Origin of the sequence: Halovenus carboxidivorans (assembly GCF_009831575.1) — an archaeon.
GTDB lineage: Archaea > Halobacteriota > Halobacteria > Halobacteriales > Haloarculaceae > Halovenus > Halovenus carboxidivorans.
This window is the reverse complement of the sequence record NZ_WUUT01000006.1, coordinates 137,717-154,171: the sequence shown is the minus strand read 5'-3', so window position 1 is coordinate 154,171 and position 16,455 is coordinate 137,717. Positions and strand designations below refer to the sequence as shown.

Genomic DNA, 16,455 nt, shown 5'->3' with positions numbered 1-16,455 from the left:
AGTGATGACACCGCAGAAACTGTCGCGACGCGGATTCGTAACGGCACTGACGGCGGGTGCCGTCGGCGCGCTGGCTGGCTGTCTCTCGAACGGGCGAGACCCGGGCGAGCAGGCCCCCGGTCAGCCGCTCGCGGTCCCGACGAAGGGCGACCCCGAGGCGGACATAACGGTCAGAGCCTACGAGGACATCGCCTGTCCGCACTGTGCGACGTATCAGACGACGGTCGTCCCCGAAATCGAACGGGAGTATCTCGACCCGGGTACGGTCCGCTACGAGTTCTACGACATGGTACTGCCGGTCGACAAACAGGTGTCCTGGGAGGGTGCAAACGCCGCCCGCTCGGTGCAGGACCACGCGGGAGAGGAGGCGTTCTGGCAGTATCTCGACGCCCTGTTCGAGAACCAGAGCGAGCTGGGTCCGGACACCTACCAGGAGTTGGCCGCGGAGTTGGATGTCGACGGAGAGACCGTCCGGACGGACGCGACCGAGCAGGCATACGACGAGACGGTGTCACACTACACCTCCGAGGCCGAGGACAACGGGGTAAATAGTACGCCGACTGTCGTCGTCAACGGAACGACCGTCGAGTGGGGCGAGGAGATCGCCGTCCAGCCGGTCGCGGAGGCGATCGAGCGGGAACGCCAGTAGCTACTCTTCGGTGGTCGAGTCGGCGGCGTCGGCTGCGCTCAGCCCCGCGTCCGGGTCGCGTTCGAGCGCCGGCGGTACGTCCCGGTCGGCGTAGCCGTCGAACCAGCGGGCGATCCGCTCGATCCGGTCGACGATGTGTCCCGGCTGGCCGCTCCGCGAGAGTTCGTGGCCCTCGTCGGGGTACCGGACGAGACGAGTGTCGACGCCGTGCTTTCGGAGGATTCGGTAGAACAGCTCCGCCGTACAGATCGGCGTCCGGTAGTCGTCTTCGCTGTGCATGACCAGCGTCGGGGTGTCGACCTCGTGGGCGTGTCCCGTCGGGGAGTGCTCCCACAGGAACTCGGGATCCTCCCACGGCGTCGTGTCGAACTCGTCTTCGACCAGTTTGTACGCCCAGTCCGTCGAGCCGTAGAAGCCGGTCAGGTCGTAGACGCCGCGCTGGGAGACCGCGGCGGTGAAGCGGTCGGTCTGGCCGACCAGCCAGGCGGTCATGTAGCCGCCGAAACTGCCGCCGGTGAGGAAGAGTCGCTCCTCGTCGACGAACGACCGCTCGGCGGCCTCCTCGATGCCCGCGAGCACGTCGCTAGTCGTCACCGCGCCCCAGTCGCGCTCGATTGCCTGCATGTACTCCTCGCCGTAACCTGTCGAGCCGCGCGGATTCGACCAGAAGACGACGTACCCGCGGGCGGCCAGCGTCTGGAACTCGTGCCACATCGTCCCGCTGGTGGTCCACATCGCGTGCGGGCCACCGTGGACTTCGACGACCATCGGATACTGTTCGTCGGGGTCGAACTCCGGCGGCGTCAGCAGCCACCCCTGGGCGGTCGCCTCGCTCGCTCTCTCGCCGGCATCGCCCACCGGATACCGAAGCTCCTCCGGCTCCTGGACGGCGTGCTCGGAGAGGTACTCCGCGTTGCACTCGGTCAGCCGGCGCTGGTCGCCGGTATCGAGGTCGGCCGCGAACAGGTCACCGGGGTGGTCCCAGCTACTCTGGACGTAGGCGGCGCGGCCGTTCTGGACGTGAAAGCCGGCGATTGCGGACCACTCGTCGCGGGCGATTCGTTCGGGCTCTGTCTCGACGGCTTGCGGTTCCGAATCGGGGTCTGCGGTCTGTTCGGGGGCGTCGATCCCCCACACCGCCGTCGCCCCCTCGTCGGGCGTGCTGAAGTAGACGGTGTCGTCGCCCCACACGGGCGCGGCTTCGAGACCGAGCGAGCGGTCGAGCGCGGCAGTCAGGACGTGAACGCCGCCCTCCTCGTCGAGCAGATGCAACTCGGTCTGCGCCATCGTTCCCTCGTCGGGGTCGGTGTAGGAGAAGGCGATCCGGTCGCCGCTTGCGGCCAGTTGCGGCTGGAACGTCGCCGTCTCGTGGACGACCTCGGCGTCGCCGCTGTCGAGGTCGTACCGCCGGATCTCCGTCGCCAGCGAGTCGTCGGGGTCGGGCACGTCCGCGTCGCAGGCGAAATACAGGGTCTCGGCGTCGCCCCAGACCGGGCTGGCGTGATCGCGGTCGGCGGTCGTCACTCGCTCGATGTCCTCGCCGTCCAGTTCGACGAGATACACCTGACTTCGCTTGCCGTCGTGGTACTGCTGTCCGGTGCGGTAGACCGTCCGGTCCTCGACGCGGGGGTCCGGCGTCTCCGGTTCGTACTCCTCGGGCACCGCCAGATCACGGTCCTCCTCACGGTCCTCCGAGGTGATCCGCTGGACGAACGCGATCCGGCCGCCGTCGGGCGACCACGCGATCTCACTGACGCCGCCGACGACATCGGTCACCTGTGTCGCTTCGCCGCCGTCGGTCGGGAGCACCCACAGTTGCTGGCGGTCGTCGTCGGCCCCGCGGGTGGAGGTGAAGGCGAGGCGGTCGCCGCTGGGGCTCCACCGTGGCTCGGCGTCGACCCCCTCCGCGAGCGTGAATCGGCGGGGGTTCCCGCCGTCGGTGTCGACGATGTGGATCGTCGCCTCGTACTCGGTGTCGTCCGCCGGCCGCCGGTGGACGTACGCCACCTGACTCCCGTCCGGCGAGAGTCGCGGTGACGCTACCTGGTCTAACTCGTGAAAGTCCGCAGCCTCGATCCGGTCCATACCTGCCTGTGCGACCGAGACGCAAAAATGCTGACGGAGCGTTTCCGCCCCCGAGAGCGTTCGTATCCGTTCTTTTGTACGATTCGATGAAACGAGAGCGGACGGGTCGTTTCGCCGGATTTACTGGGTTAGGATACGCCGAGCGATAGCGAGGCGACTCACCGGGCGCGAGAGCGAGCGCCCGGTTTTTGTTGCTAGCGTTTTCGAGTCGAGCGAGATCGAAGGTTTCGCTGACCGTGCGAACGGGCGCTCCGCGCCCGTGAGCAGAGAGTGGCTCCGCAGCGAGCGAAGCGAACGAGGAAGGCCGACGGGAAAAGTTCAGCGGGCCGGGAGGGACCGAGCAAAGGCTTCCGCGTTTGCGAGGGTCGGCAGACGCCTCGCGTCTTCCGGGAGTTGAACCACGCCCGAGAACCTGCTCGCGTTGCTCGCAGAACCTCGGTCTAGTTCAACGCTCTCCGTGGCGTTTTTACTGCTCACGGTTGTTCGCAGAAAAACGGGCCGGGAGGGAGTTGAACCCCCGACCATCTGGTTAAAAGCCAGACGCTCTCCCTAACTGAGCTACCGGCCCTCGGATACTCGTTGGGAGGTCACGGGCTAAGTACTTACGGAATCACTGCCGGCGGGCGGCGACCAGCGCCACCGCGAGCAGCGCCGCGACGGCCCCGCCGACCGCGAAGCCGGGCCCGGAGCCGTCCGAGTTGTCAGTGCTGTTCTGCTGGTCCTCGACGACCTCCTCGTCGGCCTGGAACTCGACGGTCTCCATCGCCTCGGGGTGGAGTTGCTCCGCGAGGCTCACGAGCACGTCGACGGTCCGCGGTGCGTGCTGGCTGATCAGGTTCGCGTCGAGTTGGATTACCTCCGCGCCGAGTTCGTCGACCAGCCGCTGTTGGGCGAAGTCGCTCAGCGGCCCCGGCGAGACGACGATTTCGGGGTTGGCTTCGAGCACCGTCTCCTCGCTGATCTGCGGGTAGCCCGTCCCGAACTCGCTTTCGACATCCGCGGCGATGTTTTCGGCCCCGGCGAGGTCGAGCAGTTCGTGCTCGAAGGTCGCGGCGTTAGCCGAGTACAGCGTGTCACCCTGGCCGAGGTCGTAGAACACCCGCGGCTCCTCGACGTCCGCAGTCGCTCGGGAGACGGCGTCGATTCGTTCGGCCATCGTCGCGGTGCGCTCGGCCGCCGCCTCACAGGCGCCGACGAGCCGACCGGTCCGGTTGACCAGCGTCATGATGTCGCGAAAACTCCCCGCGATGGGGTAGTGATAGACGGTCAGTCCCGCGTTGCGGAGCTCCTGAATTGCGCCTGCGGAGGTAGTGTTCGGGGCGAGGACGAGATCCGGATTCAGGTCGACGACGTGTTCGGTGTTCACCACGTCGAAGCCGTTGTTCCCTTCGACCAGCAGATCCTCGTCGGCGGCGGCCTCGCTGCCGTTCAGATAGCCGGTGTTCGACGCCGGCATGCTGATGACTTTCTCCTGTGCGCCGATCTCCCACATGTGCTGGGCGACGTTCGGGGCGGTGACGACGACCTCCTGGGGTTCTTCCTCGATTGTGACCTGCTGGCCCGTCGCGTCGGTCACCTCGACGGGAAACTCACACGCCGAGTCCTGATCGACGCTTCCCTCGCCGTGGCTCGGGTGGGCGAGATCACCGGACTGCTGTGCGACGGCGGTACCGACGAGTGCCGGCCCCGCCGCGAGTACGACGACTAACGTGAGAACGACTGCACGAACGTTCATACGTAGCCAAGCAGATAGTGCAACAAGTATTTGCCTAAAGAAAATCGACTTGCAAAACAATGCGGATCGGGGCTCGCGTTCTCGCCTGGTCGGCCGGGCTGTCGGCGGTGTTGGTCGGGACGGTCGTCGTCAGCGCGACGATCGGACCGGTCGACATCGGCGCCTGGACAGTCGCGAAGGCGCTGGTCAACACGGTCAGCTACCCTTCGGGACTCGACCTCGCGTGGTCCCAGGCCGGGGTCGGCGGTCACACGGTCGGCGTTCCCGTGCCGGACGTAACATACGCGCAGCCGTTCGATCTCGCCGTGGCGCCGACCGACGAGATCATCGTTCAGGAGATCCGGCTGCCCCGGATCCTGCTCGGCGCTATCGTCGGGTTCGCGCTGGCGACCGCCGGGACGGTCATGCAGGGGTTTTTCCGGAATCCGATGGCCGACCCGTCGATCATCGGCGTCTCCTCCGGGGCCGCCGTGGGTGCGGTCGCGACGATAGCCTTCCCGCTCGCGCTGCCGTTCGGACTCCAGACCGCGGCGTTCGTCGGGGCGCTGGTGGCGGCCTTCGGCGTCTATCTCGTCGCGACCGAGGACGGCCGGACACCGGTCGCGACGCTGCTGCTCGCCGGACTCGCGATCCAGACCTTCCTCGGTGCGGTCGTCTCCTACATGCTGCTGTACTCCGGCGAAAGCCTCGAAGAGGCGATTCTCTGGCTGATGGGTCACCTGCGGTTCAGCAGTTGGAGTGACGTCGAGGCGACGCTTCCGGTCACGGTCGTCACGTTCGCGGTACTGCTGGTCTACGCTCGTGATCTCAACGTCATGCTGCTGGGCGAGGAGGACGCCGACGCGCTCGGGATCGAAGTCGAACGGACGAAACGGATCCTGCTCGCCGGAGCCAGCATCATCACCGCCGCCGGCGTCGCCGTGACCGGGGTGATCGGCTTCGTCGGCCTGATCATCCCCCATATCATGCGGCTCATCGTCGGGCCGGATCACCGGATCCTGCTTCCGACCAGCGCGCTCGCCGGGGCGATCTTTCTGGTCGCGGCGGACACTCTCGCCCGGTCCGGGCCGGCGGAGGTGCCCGTCGGAATCGTCACCGCCGCGGTCGGCGCGCCGTTTTTCCTGTTTCTGCTCCGTCGCAGGGAGGTGCACGCGCTGTGATCGAGGGGGCGGGACTTCGCCACGCCTTCGGCGGCGTATCGGTCCTCGACGGGGTCGATATCGCCGTCGACCGCGGGGAGTTCGTCGGACTCGTCGGCCCCAACGGAGCCGGGAAGACGACCCTGTTGCGACTCCTGAACGGCCTGCTCGAACCGGACGAGGGTCGCGTGACGCTGGATGGAACCGACCTGGCGGAACTCTCCTCGAAGGCGGTGAGCCAGCGAGTCGCAACGGTCCCACAGGACGGATCCATCGGGTTCTCGTTCAGCGCCGAACAGATCGTCGAGATGGGCCGGACGCCGCACCGCTCGCGGCTGGATTGGAGCGACGAGGCCGACCCCGTCGAGGAGGCCCTCGAACGGACGGAGATGCTCGGTCTGCGGGACCGCGACGTCAGTGACCTCTCGGGCGGAGAGCGCCAGCGCGTCCTGCTCGCCCGCGCGCTGGCACAGGAACCCGACGTGCTCGTGCTCGACGAACCGACTGCGAACCTGGATATCAACCACCAGATCCGGGTACTCGGGCTGGTCGAGGAACTCGTCGAGGAGGGGAGAGCCGCCGTCGCCGCGATTCACGACCTGGATCTGGCCGCTCGGTTCTGCGATCGACTCGTCTTGCTCGGGGACGGGGCGGTCCAGGCGCGCGGACCGCCGGGGCGTGTGCTGTCCGACGGCGCCCTGGAAATCGCGTTCGGGACGCGGACGGCGGTCACCGACGATCCGGTGACGGGGACGGGCCGGGTGACAGCCGTCGAGTCGGAGTCGGCCAGCGGCCGCGTTCACGTCCTCGGACGCGGGTCGCCCGCGCGGCGAGCGCTCGGTCGCTGCTGGCGGGCCGGTTACGAGGTGACCGTCGGGCCCGTTCCCGAGGGCGATGTCGCCGCGGTGCTGGCGGAGGAGTTGGGGTGTCGCGCGATCACCGCCCCGGCGTTCGGTGAACTGGACGACCAGGTACGGAGCGAGGTCGAACGGTGCTGTCGGGAGGCGGGCGTCGTCCTCCGGGCCGGACCCAGCGGAGAGTTCGGGGAGACGGCGGCCGCGAGCGTCGAAGTCGCCTTCGAGGGGACAAACGCGGCCGTCGGCGACGGGGGAGCAGCGCGGACCGTGAGAACCGAATCGGAACTGATCGCCGCGGTCGAGGCGCTCGCGGGCGAGCGGTCGTCGGGTCTCGACGACCCGTAGACGCCCGCTAAAAGCGGGGAGAATAAGTACACGTGGCCAAAGTAACAGGCATGCGCTTCCGACGGCTCGTCGACGGCCCGTCAACAGCCCTCGCGACGGCGACCGGCCTCGTCTACCTGCTGGTAGTCGTCGGTGCAACCGCTTCGCTCGCGGACGCGGCGGCGAGCTGTTCCGGTTGGCCGCTGTGCACCGGGTCGCTGACCGATCCGGCGGTCGCTATCGCCCTCACGCATCACGCGCTCGCGCTCGTGACCGGCATCGTCCTGCTGGCCGCCGTCGTGATCACGGCTCGCGCGACGGTCCCCCGTCGAGTCGGGGCGACGGCGCTCGCCGCGCTGCTGATCTATCCGGCGCAGATCGGATTCGGTGCCCTGCTCGCGACGGACGCGGCCCCGCTCGCGCCGGGGCTGCACCTCGGCGTCGGTCTCGGCATCTTCGGGCTGCTCGTCCTCTCGCTGGCGTGGCAACTGGAGCACGAGACCGGCAGCACGGACCAGCCGCTCACGGACGAAGACGTCGACCCGGTCGAGCCCGAGGGGCCGAGTGAGCCGGTCACGCCGCTTTCCGAACGGCCGCTGTCGGCGCGACTCAAAGCCCGCGCCGGGGCGTACTTCCGATTGATGAAGCCGCGGCTGATGTGGTTGCTCTGTCTCGTCGCCGCCGCCGCGATGGCGCTCGCGGCCGGGACGAGCCTGCAGGTCGGGACGATCGTCTTCACGCTGGGCGGCGGCGTGCTCGCTATCGGCGCGAGCGGCACCTTCAATCACGTCCTCGAACGGGAGAAAGACAAGAAGATGTCCCGGACGAACGACCGACCGCTAGCGACCCACCAGATCCCGAAACGAAACGCAGTCGCGTTCGGGCTGGCGCTGGCCGTCCTCTCCGTGCTGGCCTTCCTCCAGTTGAACCCGCTGACGGCGATGCTCGGGCTGACGGCGATCATCTTCTACAGCGTCGTCTACACGCTGATTCTCAAGCCCAACACCGTCCAGAACACCGTCATCGGCGGCGCGGCCGGCTCGCTGCCCGCGCTGATCGGCTGGGCGGCCGTCACCGGTCGGATCGGCGTCGCCGGCGTGTTGCTCGCGGGCGTCATCTTCGTCTGGACGCCGGCGCACTTCTACAACCTCGCGCTGGCGTACAAGGAGGATTACGCGCGGGGCGGCTTCCCGATGATGCCGGTCGTCCGCGGGGAGACGACGACCCGGAAACACATCCTGCTGTGGGCCGGCGCGACGCTGGCGACGACGACGCTTTTGATCTGGGTGGCCGAACTGGGCTGGCTCGCCGCCCTCACGACCGTCTCCGTCGGCGCGGTGTTCGTCTGGGCGACGATTCGCCTCCACCGCGAGCAGACCGAGCAGGCGGCGTTCAGGGCCTTCCACTCCTCGAACGCCTACCTCGGACTGCTGTTGATCGCTATCGTCGTCGACACGCTGGCCGTCTGAGATAACTGTTTTCTCCGGGGAGCCAGAACCGACACACATGACGACAGTCGAAATCGAGTACTGCGTGCCCTGTGGCTTCCGCGAACGCGCGCTCGACGTACAGCAGGCGATTTTGAACGGCCTGGAGACGGAACTCGAGGAGTTGTCGCTCGTGATGGGCGATCACGGAATTTTCCAGGTGCGGGCCGACGGCGAGGTGATCTACGACAAGGCCGAAGACGACCTCGACGTGGACGAGATCGTCCGGGAGATCCGGGCGCACGCGCGGTAGCACATCGAACCGCCTTTTAGCGGGCACACGAAGGGGAGGTATGGACGTGGTCGTCGCCGAGAATCTGCGCCGGACGTACGGCGAGACTGTCGCGCTGGACGGCGTCTCGCTGTCGGTCTCGGAGGGCGAAGTGTTCGGGCTCGTCGGCCCCAACGGAGCCGGGAAGACGACGCTCGTGCGGGCGCTGACCGGGACAACCGACGCCGAGGGGACGGTGGCGTTGTTCGGGGCCGACCCGCGGGCGGTCGAGGAGGAGCGCATCGGGCTGCTCCCTCAGGAGTTCGATCCGCCGGACCGGCTCACCGCCCGAGAGCTGATCTCGTACTACCGCGGGCTGTACGACGACGGCCGACCGGTCGAGGAACTGCTGGCCGACGTCGGCATGGACGACAGCGCGGACACCTACTACGAGAACCTCTCGGGCGGGCAGAAACGCCGGACCTGCGTGGCCGCGACGCTCGTCAACGACCCCGAACTGTTGATCCTCGACGAGCCAACCACGGGAATCGACCCCGCCGGCCGGCGGCAGTTGTGGCGGCTGCTGACCGACCTCGCCGACGCGGGGACGACGATTTTCATCACGACTCACTACATGGAGGAGGCCCAACAGCTCGCGGACCGGGTCGGACTGCTCGCCGACGGCGAACTCGTCGAATCGGACACGCCGACGGCGCTGATCGACGAGTACGGCGGCGACAGCCTGCTGTATATCGACGGGGAGTTCGACGATTCTGTCGCGTCACTACTGGACTACGAGACCAGCCTGGACGACGACCGGCTGACGGTTCGCGACGTTTCACCGGAAGCCATCGGTTCGATCACCGCCACGCTCGAAGAGGCGGGCGTCGAGTACGAGTCGTTGACCTGGACAGAGCCCGACCTCGAAGACGTGTACCTCGAACTGACCGGCCAGACGGTGACGGCGAGCGGCCAGATTCTGGAGGAACAACGATGAGTCGGCTGGGTCGACTGTTCGCGGCGACGCGGGCCGGCTGGCATAGCTTTCTCCGACGGCGGACGGCGGTCTTTTTCACGTTCTTTTTCCCCGCGATCATCGTCCTGATCTTCGGGGTACTGGTCCAGACCCAGCCGGCCAGCGGCGGGCTGTTCACCGAGCCGGCGGGCTGGTACATCGCCGGCTATCTCGCCGTCGTCGTCCTGTTCACCCCGCTGTCACGGGTCGGCAGCGAGGTGGCCCGACACCGCTCGGGCAGCCAGTTCGAGAAGCTCGCGACGACGCCGCTGCGCCGCTGGGAGTGGCTGCTCGCACAGACGCTGGTCAACGTCGTAGTCATCGGCCTCGCGGCGATTTTGCTGCTCGGGCTGTTGTTCGGGGCGACCGACGCGACCGTACGGCTGTCGCCGGAACTGGCGCTCGTCGTCCCCTTCGTCGCCGTCGGGGTGGGGCTGTTCTGTGCGGTCGGCGCGCTACTTGGGAGTCTCGTCGACTCCCAGGACGGCGTGATCGCCGCGAGCAACGGCATCGCCATCCCGCTGGTGTTTCTCTCGGAGGCCTTCGTCCCCCGGGAGTTGCTCCCCGGGTGGCTGCCGCTCGAACTCTCGCCGCTGACGTACTTCACCCGCGGGGTTCGGGCGGTTACCTACCCCGAACCCGTCGAGAGCGCCGTCGGAGCGCCGCTCGGGACGCCGACCCTCGGTCTGCTCGTGTTGAGCGGCTTCGCGGTCGTCGGCTTCGCGCTCGCGGCACACCTGTTGCCACAGACCGATTAGCGGTCGAGCGGTGCGCCGGCGAGGACGAGCGTGGCTCGCTCGCCGCCGTTATTCTCGATCTGTCGTCTCTGGTCCGGGTCGAGTCTGATCGCTTCCTCCGGACCGAGCGTGACGGTGTCGTCGTCGAGGTGAATATCGACAGTTCCGGTCACGACGAAATAGACCTCCTCCTGGCCGGTGTCCGTCTCGTCGTGTTCTTTCCCCTTCCCGCCGGGCTCTAACTCCAGAACGCTCACCCCGAGGTCACTGGCGTCGAGTTCGTCTTTCAGAAACCACATCCCGCCGAACTCCTCGGGGACGACCGATTCCGCGTCCGTCTTGTGGGCCGTGTCGTATCCCATCGAGCGCAGGTTCGAACCCGAGCGAAATGAATCCCAGCGCTCGCCCATCGATTCCGGCCGGTTCAGATCCGCACGGGGGAGTTACGCATGGGAAGATTTATTATGGCCCGAGAATCGTTATGAGATAGCATGACAGAGACGAGAGAGCGGCTACGGGAGTGTTCGGCCTGTGGCCGCCTCTTCAACACGCAGGTAAACCACGGGAAGTGTCCCGAGTGCGGGACGAAGGTGACGAAGACGCTGTAAGACGACGGGCTTTTTCCGGGCGCGCCGTAGTGCAGTCCGATGGACGGGAATCGGGGGGTCGTACTCTATCTCGTCGGCGTCGTGGGGGTGGCCGGGCTCACGGTGGCACTGCTCGGTCAGTTGTACGTCTCGCGGGTTCCGGAGTTCACCCGGAGTCTCGTCGCGAACCCGATCCGGGCGGTCGGGGGCGACCCGGTCGCGGTGGGACTGATTCTCGGCACCGTGTTGAGCACGGCTCTGCTCGTGGCGCTGGTCGTCGGCTTCGGCGCTCGGTACGCCACCGAGGAGTGAACGGTCAGATCTTTGCGCCAGCGTCGCCTACGTCTGCTCGTGCAGATCGTCGGCTACGAGACGGCGGCCGTCAGCGACGACGAGGCGGGGCTGTTGATCGCCGAAGCGGGGGACGTCCGGACCGAGCCGCTCAGTCCGGGGACGGAGCTATCGTATCGCCTCGGCCGGCGTCACTGTGCCGGAGCAATCGAGTACGAGAGCGGCCGTCACACGCGGTGTGAGCGCGATCGGGCGCCGTACTGCGACCGGCACACGACGCGGTGGGCGTGCGCGCGGTGTACCGGCGACTGCGACCTGCCGCTGGAGAGCTGTCGGGAGGACCACGCCGTCTATCTCGCGGCGTTCGCGCCGGCGACGTTCAAAGTCGGCGTGACGCGGTCGTGGCGGCTCCAGACTCGACTCCGCGAGCAGGGAGCCGACCGGGCGGCACACATCCGCACGGTCGACAACGGGCGGATCGCCCGCCAGATCGAGGCCGAGATCGCGACGGAGATCGGTGATCGGGTGCGCGTCCCGACGAAACGGCGGGGGCTACACCGGTCGGTCGATTCCGAGAAGTGGGACCGGCTTCTGGACGGATACGATCCCGTCGAGACCTTCGAGTTCGAGTACGGGCTGGAGTTCGACGAGCGGCCGATGGGCGAGACGATCGCCTCGGGGACGGTCCGGGGGACGAAAGGACGGCTGCTCGTGCTCGACCGGGAGGGGTCGGTCTACGCAGTCGACCTCCGGGACCTGGTCGGCCACGAACTGAGCGCGGGCGAGACCGATCGGGCGCTGCAATCGAGTTTTTCGGCCTTCGAGTGAGCTACCAGAACTTGACGCCGAGGTCGTGCAGATCCTCGTTGTTCGCGGCGAGGTTGATGAGAAGCGGGGTGAGCGACTCGACTTCCGGAGCGTTCGCGAGCGGGCCGGCGTCGAGCGCGCGAAGCGTCTCCAGGTCGGCCGTCAGATCGATGACCGTCGCCTTCGCCTCCTCGTCGTCGCCGACGACCGGAACGTCCCAGTTCAGTTCGGCGTCCAGATCCGCGAGTTTCGCCGCCGCGAGGTTGTGGAAGGCGCCGACGACGGGAACGTCGTCGGGCGCGGCCTGGACCGCCAGGGCGGTGACGCTGCCGACGCCCGGCGGGTTGTAGTGGAGGCCGTCCTCGTCGCGCTGCATACCGACCGCCGGCGAGACGAGAACCGAGTTGTCGAGATGGTCGCTGACCGCCTCGATGGTATCGGAGAGGTAGTAGGCGGGGACGGCCGCGACGACGAGATCGGCCGGCGCGGCGGCCTCGGGGTTCTCGTGGCCGGTGATCGTCGCCTCCACACCGCGGTCGTCGAGTTCTTCGCGGTACTCCGCCGCCGCGGATTCGGCCTTCTCGGTCTCGCGCGAGCCGATTCGGACCTCGTGGTCGGTGTCGCGAGCGATTCGCAACGCGAGCCCTTCGCCGATATCGCCGGTGCCGCCAAGGAGTGCGATCTGCATACTCGTAGGTTGGCCGACCGGCGAATAAGCGTTGCGCGTTCGGGTGGCGTGCGTTTTATCCGGAGGGGTAGCCAAACGTCGAATATGGTCCAGTGTGAGATGTGCGGGACGGAGACGTCGAATCCAAACCGCGTCAAAATCGAGGGTGCAGAGCTCGATGTCTGCGACGAGTGCACCGATTTCGGGACGGAGATCGACACCGGGTCGTCGTCGAGTTCCTCGACGAAGTACTCCACGAGCAGTTCCTCCGATTCGAGCAGTTCCTCCGGAGCAGGAGCGACGAACACGGGCGCCTCGACCGCGAGTTCCGGCGGCGGCGGTGGCGGTCGCCGCCAGGACATGTTCGACGACATCGAGGAACTCGCGCAGGATTACGACGAACGGATCAGACAGGCCCGCGAGAAGGCCGGCATGAGCCAGGAGGATCTCGCACAGGATCTCAACGAGAAGGCCAGTCTGATTCGAAAGCTCGAACAGGGCGAGATGCTGCCGACCGACGAGACCCAGGAGAAACTCGAACGGAGCCTCGGAGTCGACCTCTCAGCGGGCGGCAGCACCGACGACACCGACTGGGAGAGCGACTCCTCGACCGGCGAGTACACCCTCGGTGACGTGGTCGAACGAAAAGACTCCTAAACGCCGTCGGGATCCTCGATATCGAGTTCCTCGGCCAGCGAGTCGATCTCTGCCTCCAACTCGGAGATATCGGACTGGAGGCGGTCGAACTCCTCGCTCTCGGAGAGTTCCGCACGGGTCTTCTCCAACTTGAGGACGTTGCGCTTGAGTTTTTTCGAGGTGAGGTCACGCATTCGCTCGTTGTACGCGTCCAGTGTCAGTAGGCGGTCGACCGTCTCGCGCAGTTCCGCCCGCGTGACCGGTTTGACGATGTAGTCGTCGATCCGGAGGTCGATGATGTCGAAATCGGGGTCGACGGCCGTCACCATCGCGACGCGGCAGTCCAGTTTCCGCTCTTCGATGGCCGCGAGCACCTCGTTGCCGGAGATCACCGGCATCCGGCGGTCGAGCAAGATCACGTCGTACTCCGAGGAGAGGGCATCGAGGGCTTCCTCGCCGCCGTAGGCGACCGCGGTCTCGTACTCGAAGAGATACTCGGCGTACATGTCGGCGAGGTCGTTCTCGTCCTCGACGATCAGCACCCGGGCCTGCTCGGTTCGCTGGGTCGGTCGGTCGGCTAGCTCTTCGGTCACGGTGTCGGTCTACCCTACGGTTACGCACGGACCCATATAACGGTCAGGTCCAGTTGTCCAGTCCGGTCTGGACGAGCGCGTCCTCGATGCGCTCGAAGCCGCGGTCGACCTCGTCGGGATCGACCCCCCACTGGTCGACGACGTACTCCCGGGCCGCGTCGACGTCGGGTTCGATCGAGGTGTCGGGATCGGTCTCGACCACGGCGGGGTCGAGGAAGAGTTGCTGGATGCGGTCGGCGTGTTCGATCTGTTCGCCCCGTGCCGCGAGCGCGCCGGAGAGGTCGCCGTGTTCGGTGACGAGCGAGACCGCCGTCTTCGGGCCGATGCCGGAGATGCCGTCGTTGAAGTCGGTCCCGCAGAGAATCGCCACGTCGACGAGTTGCTCCCAGGTGAGGTCGTGACGGGCGAGCGTCGCGTCCAGATCCATCCGCTCGGGGTCGCCCTTGCTCGTCAGTTGTCGAAGCGTCAGCGGCGAACCGAACAGCAAGGCGTCGTAATCCTCCGTGCCGGCGTAGTCGACGACCCCCTGCCGGGCCATGTGCGCACACTGGGCCTCGCCCTCGGCGGGGGCGTCGACCACCGGCACGTCGAGCAGACCGAGCAGATCCCGCGTCGTCTCGATGATCGTCTCCGTGAGTCGCTGTGTCCGGGACTCCAGCCGGGCGACGGCGATGGAGTCGCCGCGTTCGCGGGCGGCTTCGAGGTCGTCCTCGTACTGTTCGCGCTGTTCGCGGCGTTTCTCGATTTCGTCGTCCTTGAGGTCGGTCACCGCGCCGTCGAAGACGAAAATCGGCGTGAGATCGTGCTCGAAGAACTTCGGAAGCCCCTGGACGACGCCGATCAGGTTGGCGACCTCCGTCCCGTCGGCGGTGGTGTACGCCTCGTCGTTAGTCCACTTCACCGTCGTCGTGAGATACCGGTACAGCCAGTTGTGCGCGTCGACGGCGACGGTCGAACCCGAAAGCTCGTCGAAAGAGACCTCCTCGATGGCGGCGAGGTCGCGTAGATCTGCGTTTCCCATACCCGGAGTTGGGGAGAGACGCGCTTGAATCTCCCGGGAAAAAGCGGGCGATGTTTGTACGCCGCGGCCGAGATGTCGGCTATGGACGTCTACGGACTGATCGGCAACCCAGTCGGCCACTCGCTGTCGCCGCCGATGCACGAGGCCGGATACGAGCGGTGCGGACTCGACGCCCGGTACGTCACCTTCGAGCCCGCCGAAGACGAGGGCGCGCAGGCGGTCCGAAGCGCCGCACACCTCGGCGTGAACGGCCTGAACGTGACGATCCCGTTCAAACAGGACGTGCTCGACGCGGTCGAGCCGGACCCGCTCGCCGCCCGGATCGGCGCGGTCAACACCGTCGATTTCGGCACCGATCCGCCGACCGGATACAACACCGACGCGGTCGGCGTGGTGCGGGCGCTGGAGCATCACGACATCTCGATCAGCGGGCGAGCGGTCGTCGTCGGGGCCGGGGGTGCGGGCCGCGCCGCGGCCTTCGGACTCGCCGACCGCGGCGTCGCCGTCGATATCGCGAACCGGACGGTCGAGAAGGCGACGGCTCTCGCGGAGGAGGTGACCGAAGCCGAGGCCGTCGCGGGAACCGCGACCGGACAGGGACTGGAGGACATGGCGGCGCTGCTCGCGGACGCGGATCTGCTGATCAACGCGACCAGCGTCGGCATGGAGGAGGACCGCTCCCCCGTCCCGGCCGAGGCGTTACACGGCGACCTGGCCGTGCTCGACGCGGTCTACGCCCCCCTCGAAACGCGCCTGCTTCGGGACGCGGCGGCCGCCGGTGCGGAGACTATCGACGGCGCGTGGATGCTGTTGTATCAGGGCGTCGAGGCGTTCGAGCGCTGGACGGGCGAGTCCGCGCCAGTCGAGGCGATGAACGAGGCGCTCCGGAGCGGCCTCGAGTAGCCCGACCGGCCCCAGACAGGATGGAGAACCGCTCTGTGGCTGAGCGCGTCGCGAGGCCGGGAGACTCGCGATTTTGAAATAATTAAGTAGTCTCCCGCGCAACATATCACTATGAAGGTCCTATCGCGGATAATTCGAAGCCTGTTCGGCCTCTCCAGCACGAGTTCTGCCGAGAGCGAGTCGGAACAGGAAAGTGACATTACCGTCGAGCGGGAGCCGGACACCGAGTCCGAGGACGCGGTCAAAGGCACCGACACAGCGACCGACACGACGGGTACGGAGGAGCCGGCCGACGAAGAGCCAGCCGAACCCGAGGAACCGGTCGAGGAGGCGGAATCTGTCGAGGAAGACGAGCCAACCACAGAAGCCGCTTCCGTCGACGAGGCCGAATCAGGCGAAACCGAGGCCGAAGACGGAACGGGCGAGGCCGCCGACGAGGAGTCGGCGGAGGACGCCGCCGGCTCGGAATCCGTCGAGGAGATAACCGGGATCGGACCGACCTACGGCGAACGGCTGGAGGAGGCCGGACTCGGGACGGTCGCGGCGCTGGCCGAGAGCGACGCCGAGACCGTCGCCGAGGCCGCACAGGCCTCCGAATCCCGCGCACGGGACTGGATCGACAGCGCCAACGACCGGCTCTGAGCGCTCGGACGGTCGAGGGGCGTCCGCGGTACGTTCTGGCGGTGAGCAATCGCAAAGCCGTTAGTAGCT

At 67.1% G+C, this 16,455-nt stretch carries 18 protein-coding genes and 1 tRNA gene; 12 read left to right on the top strand and 7 right to left on the bottom strand.

Annotated features, from left to right (window positions below):
- Positions 1-4 precede the first annotated feature (4 nt).
- Positions 5-649 (top strand): DsbA family protein, encoded by a 645-nt coding sequence (locus GRX03_RS14895; protein ID WP_159765014.1) that lies wholly within the window; start codon positions 5-7, stop codon positions 647-649.
- Here GRX03_RS14895 and GRX03_RS14890 read toward each other — a convergent pair whose 3' ends face one another.
- The 3 genes from GRX03_RS14890 to GRX03_RS14880 all read right to left on the bottom strand — a co-directional run bounded on the left by GRX03_RS14890 (position 650) and on the right by GRX03_RS14880 (position 4,469).
- Positions 650-2,734 carry a S9 family peptidase gene (locus tag GRX03_RS14890; RefSeq protein WP_159765013.1) on the bottom strand — a complete coding sequence of 695 codons (2,085 nt, stop codon included), beginning with the start codon at positions 2,732-2,734 and terminating at the stop codon, positions 650-652.
- Between the two features lie 494 nt (positions 2,735-3,228).
- A tRNA-Lys gene (locus GRX03_RS14885) sits at positions 3,229-3,302 on the bottom strand.
- A gap of 42 nt (positions 3,303-3,344) precedes the next feature.
- Positions 3,345-4,469 carry an ABC transporter substrate-binding protein gene (locus tag GRX03_RS14880; protein ID WP_159765012.1) on the bottom strand — a complete coding sequence of 375 codons (1,125 nt, stop codon included), beginning with the start codon at positions 4,467-4,469 and terminating at the stop codon, positions 3,345-3,347.
- A 59-nt stretch (positions 4,470-4,528) separates the two neighbouring features.
- Between GRX03_RS14880 and btuC the strand changes: the two genes are divergently transcribed.
- Genes btuC through GRX03_RS14850 form a run of 6 tightly spaced genes read left to right on the top strand, consistent with a single transcriptional unit; the run spans position 4,529 to position 10,260 of the window.
- Positions 4,529-5,629 carry a vitamin B12 ABC transporter permease BtuC gene (gene btuC, locus GRX03_RS14875; protein WP_159765011.1) on the top strand — a complete coding sequence of 367 codons (1,101 nt, stop codon included), beginning with the start codon at positions 4,529-4,531 and terminating at the stop codon, positions 5,627-5,629.
- Positions 5,626-6,810, top strand: a complete 1,185-nt coding sequence (locus GRX03_RS14870; protein ID WP_368278538.1) for an ATP-binding cassette domain-containing protein — start codon at positions 5,626-5,628, stop codon at positions 6,808-6,810. The genes btuC and GRX03_RS14870 overlap by 4 nt, the downstream gene beginning before the upstream one ends.
- Positions 6,811-6,860: 50 nt before the next feature.
- Entirely contained in the window at positions 6,861-8,258 is a 1,398-nt protein-coding gene (locus tag GRX03_RS14865; protein ID WP_159765057.1) for a heme o synthase, read from the top strand.
- Between the two features lie 37 nt (positions 8,259-8,295).
- The gene (locus tag GRX03_RS14860) at positions 8,296-8,529 is read left to right on the top strand and encodes an Rdx family protein (RefSeq protein WP_159765010.1); all 234 of its coding nucleotides are present in this window, start codon (positions 8,296-8,298) and stop codon (positions 8,527-8,529) included.
- 40 nt (positions 8,530-8,569) lie between these two features.
- The gene (locus GRX03_RS14855; protein WP_159765009.1) at positions 8,570-9,484 is read left to right on the top strand and encodes an ABC transporter ATP-binding protein; all 915 of its coding nucleotides are present in this window, start codon (positions 8,570-8,572) and stop codon (positions 9,482-9,484) included.
- On the top strand, positions 9,481-10,260 hold the full coding sequence (locus tag GRX03_RS14850) for an ABC transporter permease (RefSeq protein WP_159765008.1): 780 nt from the start codon (positions 9,481-9,483) through the stop codon (positions 10,258-10,260). Before GRX03_RS14855 ends, GRX03_RS14850 begins: the two co-directional genes overlap by 4 nt.
- Here GRX03_RS14850 and GRX03_RS14845 read toward each other — a convergent pair.
- Complete coding sequence (locus tag GRX03_RS14845; protein ID WP_159765007.1) at positions 10,257-10,601, bottom strand: cupin domain-containing protein; 345 nt, start codon at positions 10,599-10,601, stop codon at positions 10,257-10,259. The genes GRX03_RS14850 and GRX03_RS14845 overlap by 4 nt on opposite strands.
- A gap of 285 nt (positions 10,602-10,886) precedes the next feature.
- Here GRX03_RS14845 and GRX03_RS14840 point away from each other — a divergent pair, with 285 nt between their 5' ends.
- Complete coding sequence (locus tag GRX03_RS14840; protein ID WP_159765006.1) at positions 10,887-11,138, top strand: hypothetical protein; 252 nt, start codon at positions 10,887-10,889, stop codon at positions 11,136-11,138.
- Between the two features lie 39 nt (positions 11,139-11,177).
- The gene (locus GRX03_RS14835) at positions 11,178-11,945 is read left to right on the top strand and encodes a DUF2797 domain-containing protein (RefSeq protein ID WP_368278536.1); all 768 of its coding nucleotides are present in this window, start codon (positions 11,178-11,180) and stop codon (positions 11,943-11,945) included.
- Position 11,946: 1 nt separating this feature from the next.
- Here GRX03_RS14835 and npdG read toward each other — a convergent pair whose 3' ends face one another.
- Positions 11,947-12,612: an NADPH-dependent F420 reductase gene (gene npdG, locus GRX03_RS14830; RefSeq protein ID WP_159765004.1), complete on the bottom strand. Its 666-nt coding sequence runs from the start codon at positions 12,610-12,612 to the stop codon at positions 11,947-11,949.
- An 84-nt stretch (positions 12,613-12,696) separates the two neighbouring features.
- Between npdG and GRX03_RS14825 the strand changes: the two genes are divergently transcribed.
- On the top strand, positions 12,697-13,248 hold the full coding sequence (locus tag GRX03_RS14825; protein ID WP_159765003.1) for a multiprotein bridging factor aMBF1: 552 nt from the start codon (positions 12,697-12,699) through the stop codon (positions 13,246-13,248).
- On the opposite strand, the gene GRX03_RS14820 is transcribed toward GRX03_RS14825, so the two are convergent.
- Both GRX03_RS14820 and fen read right to left on the bottom strand, forming a co-directional pair.
- A complete protein-coding gene (locus GRX03_RS14820; RefSeq protein ID WP_368278535.1) occupies positions 13,245-13,820 on the bottom strand; it encodes a response regulator in 576 nt (191 codons plus the stop codon). The genes GRX03_RS14825 and GRX03_RS14820 overlap by 4 nt on opposite strands.
- Positions 13,821-13,863: 43 nt before the next feature.
- Positions 13,864-14,841, bottom strand: a complete 978-nt coding sequence (gene fen, locus GRX03_RS14815; RefSeq protein ID WP_159765002.1) for a flap endonuclease-1 — start codon at positions 14,839-14,841, stop codon at positions 13,864-13,866.
- Positions 14,842-14,922: 81 nt separating this feature from the next.
- Here fen and GRX03_RS14810 point away from each other — a divergent pair, with 81 nt between their 5' ends.
- Both GRX03_RS14810 and GRX03_RS14805 read left to right on the top strand, forming a co-directional pair.
- Positions 14,923-15,744, top strand: coding sequence for a shikimate dehydrogenase (locus GRX03_RS14810; RefSeq protein WP_159765001.1), 822 nt, complete (start codon positions 14,923-14,925; stop codon positions 15,742-15,744).
- A 111-nt stretch (positions 15,745-15,855) separates the two neighbouring features.
- A complete protein-coding gene (locus tag GRX03_RS14805; RefSeq protein ID WP_159765000.1) occupies positions 15,856-16,386 on the top strand; it encodes a helix-hairpin-helix domain-containing protein in 531 nt (176 codons plus the stop codon).
- Positions 16,387-16,455: the final 69 nt, after the last annotated feature.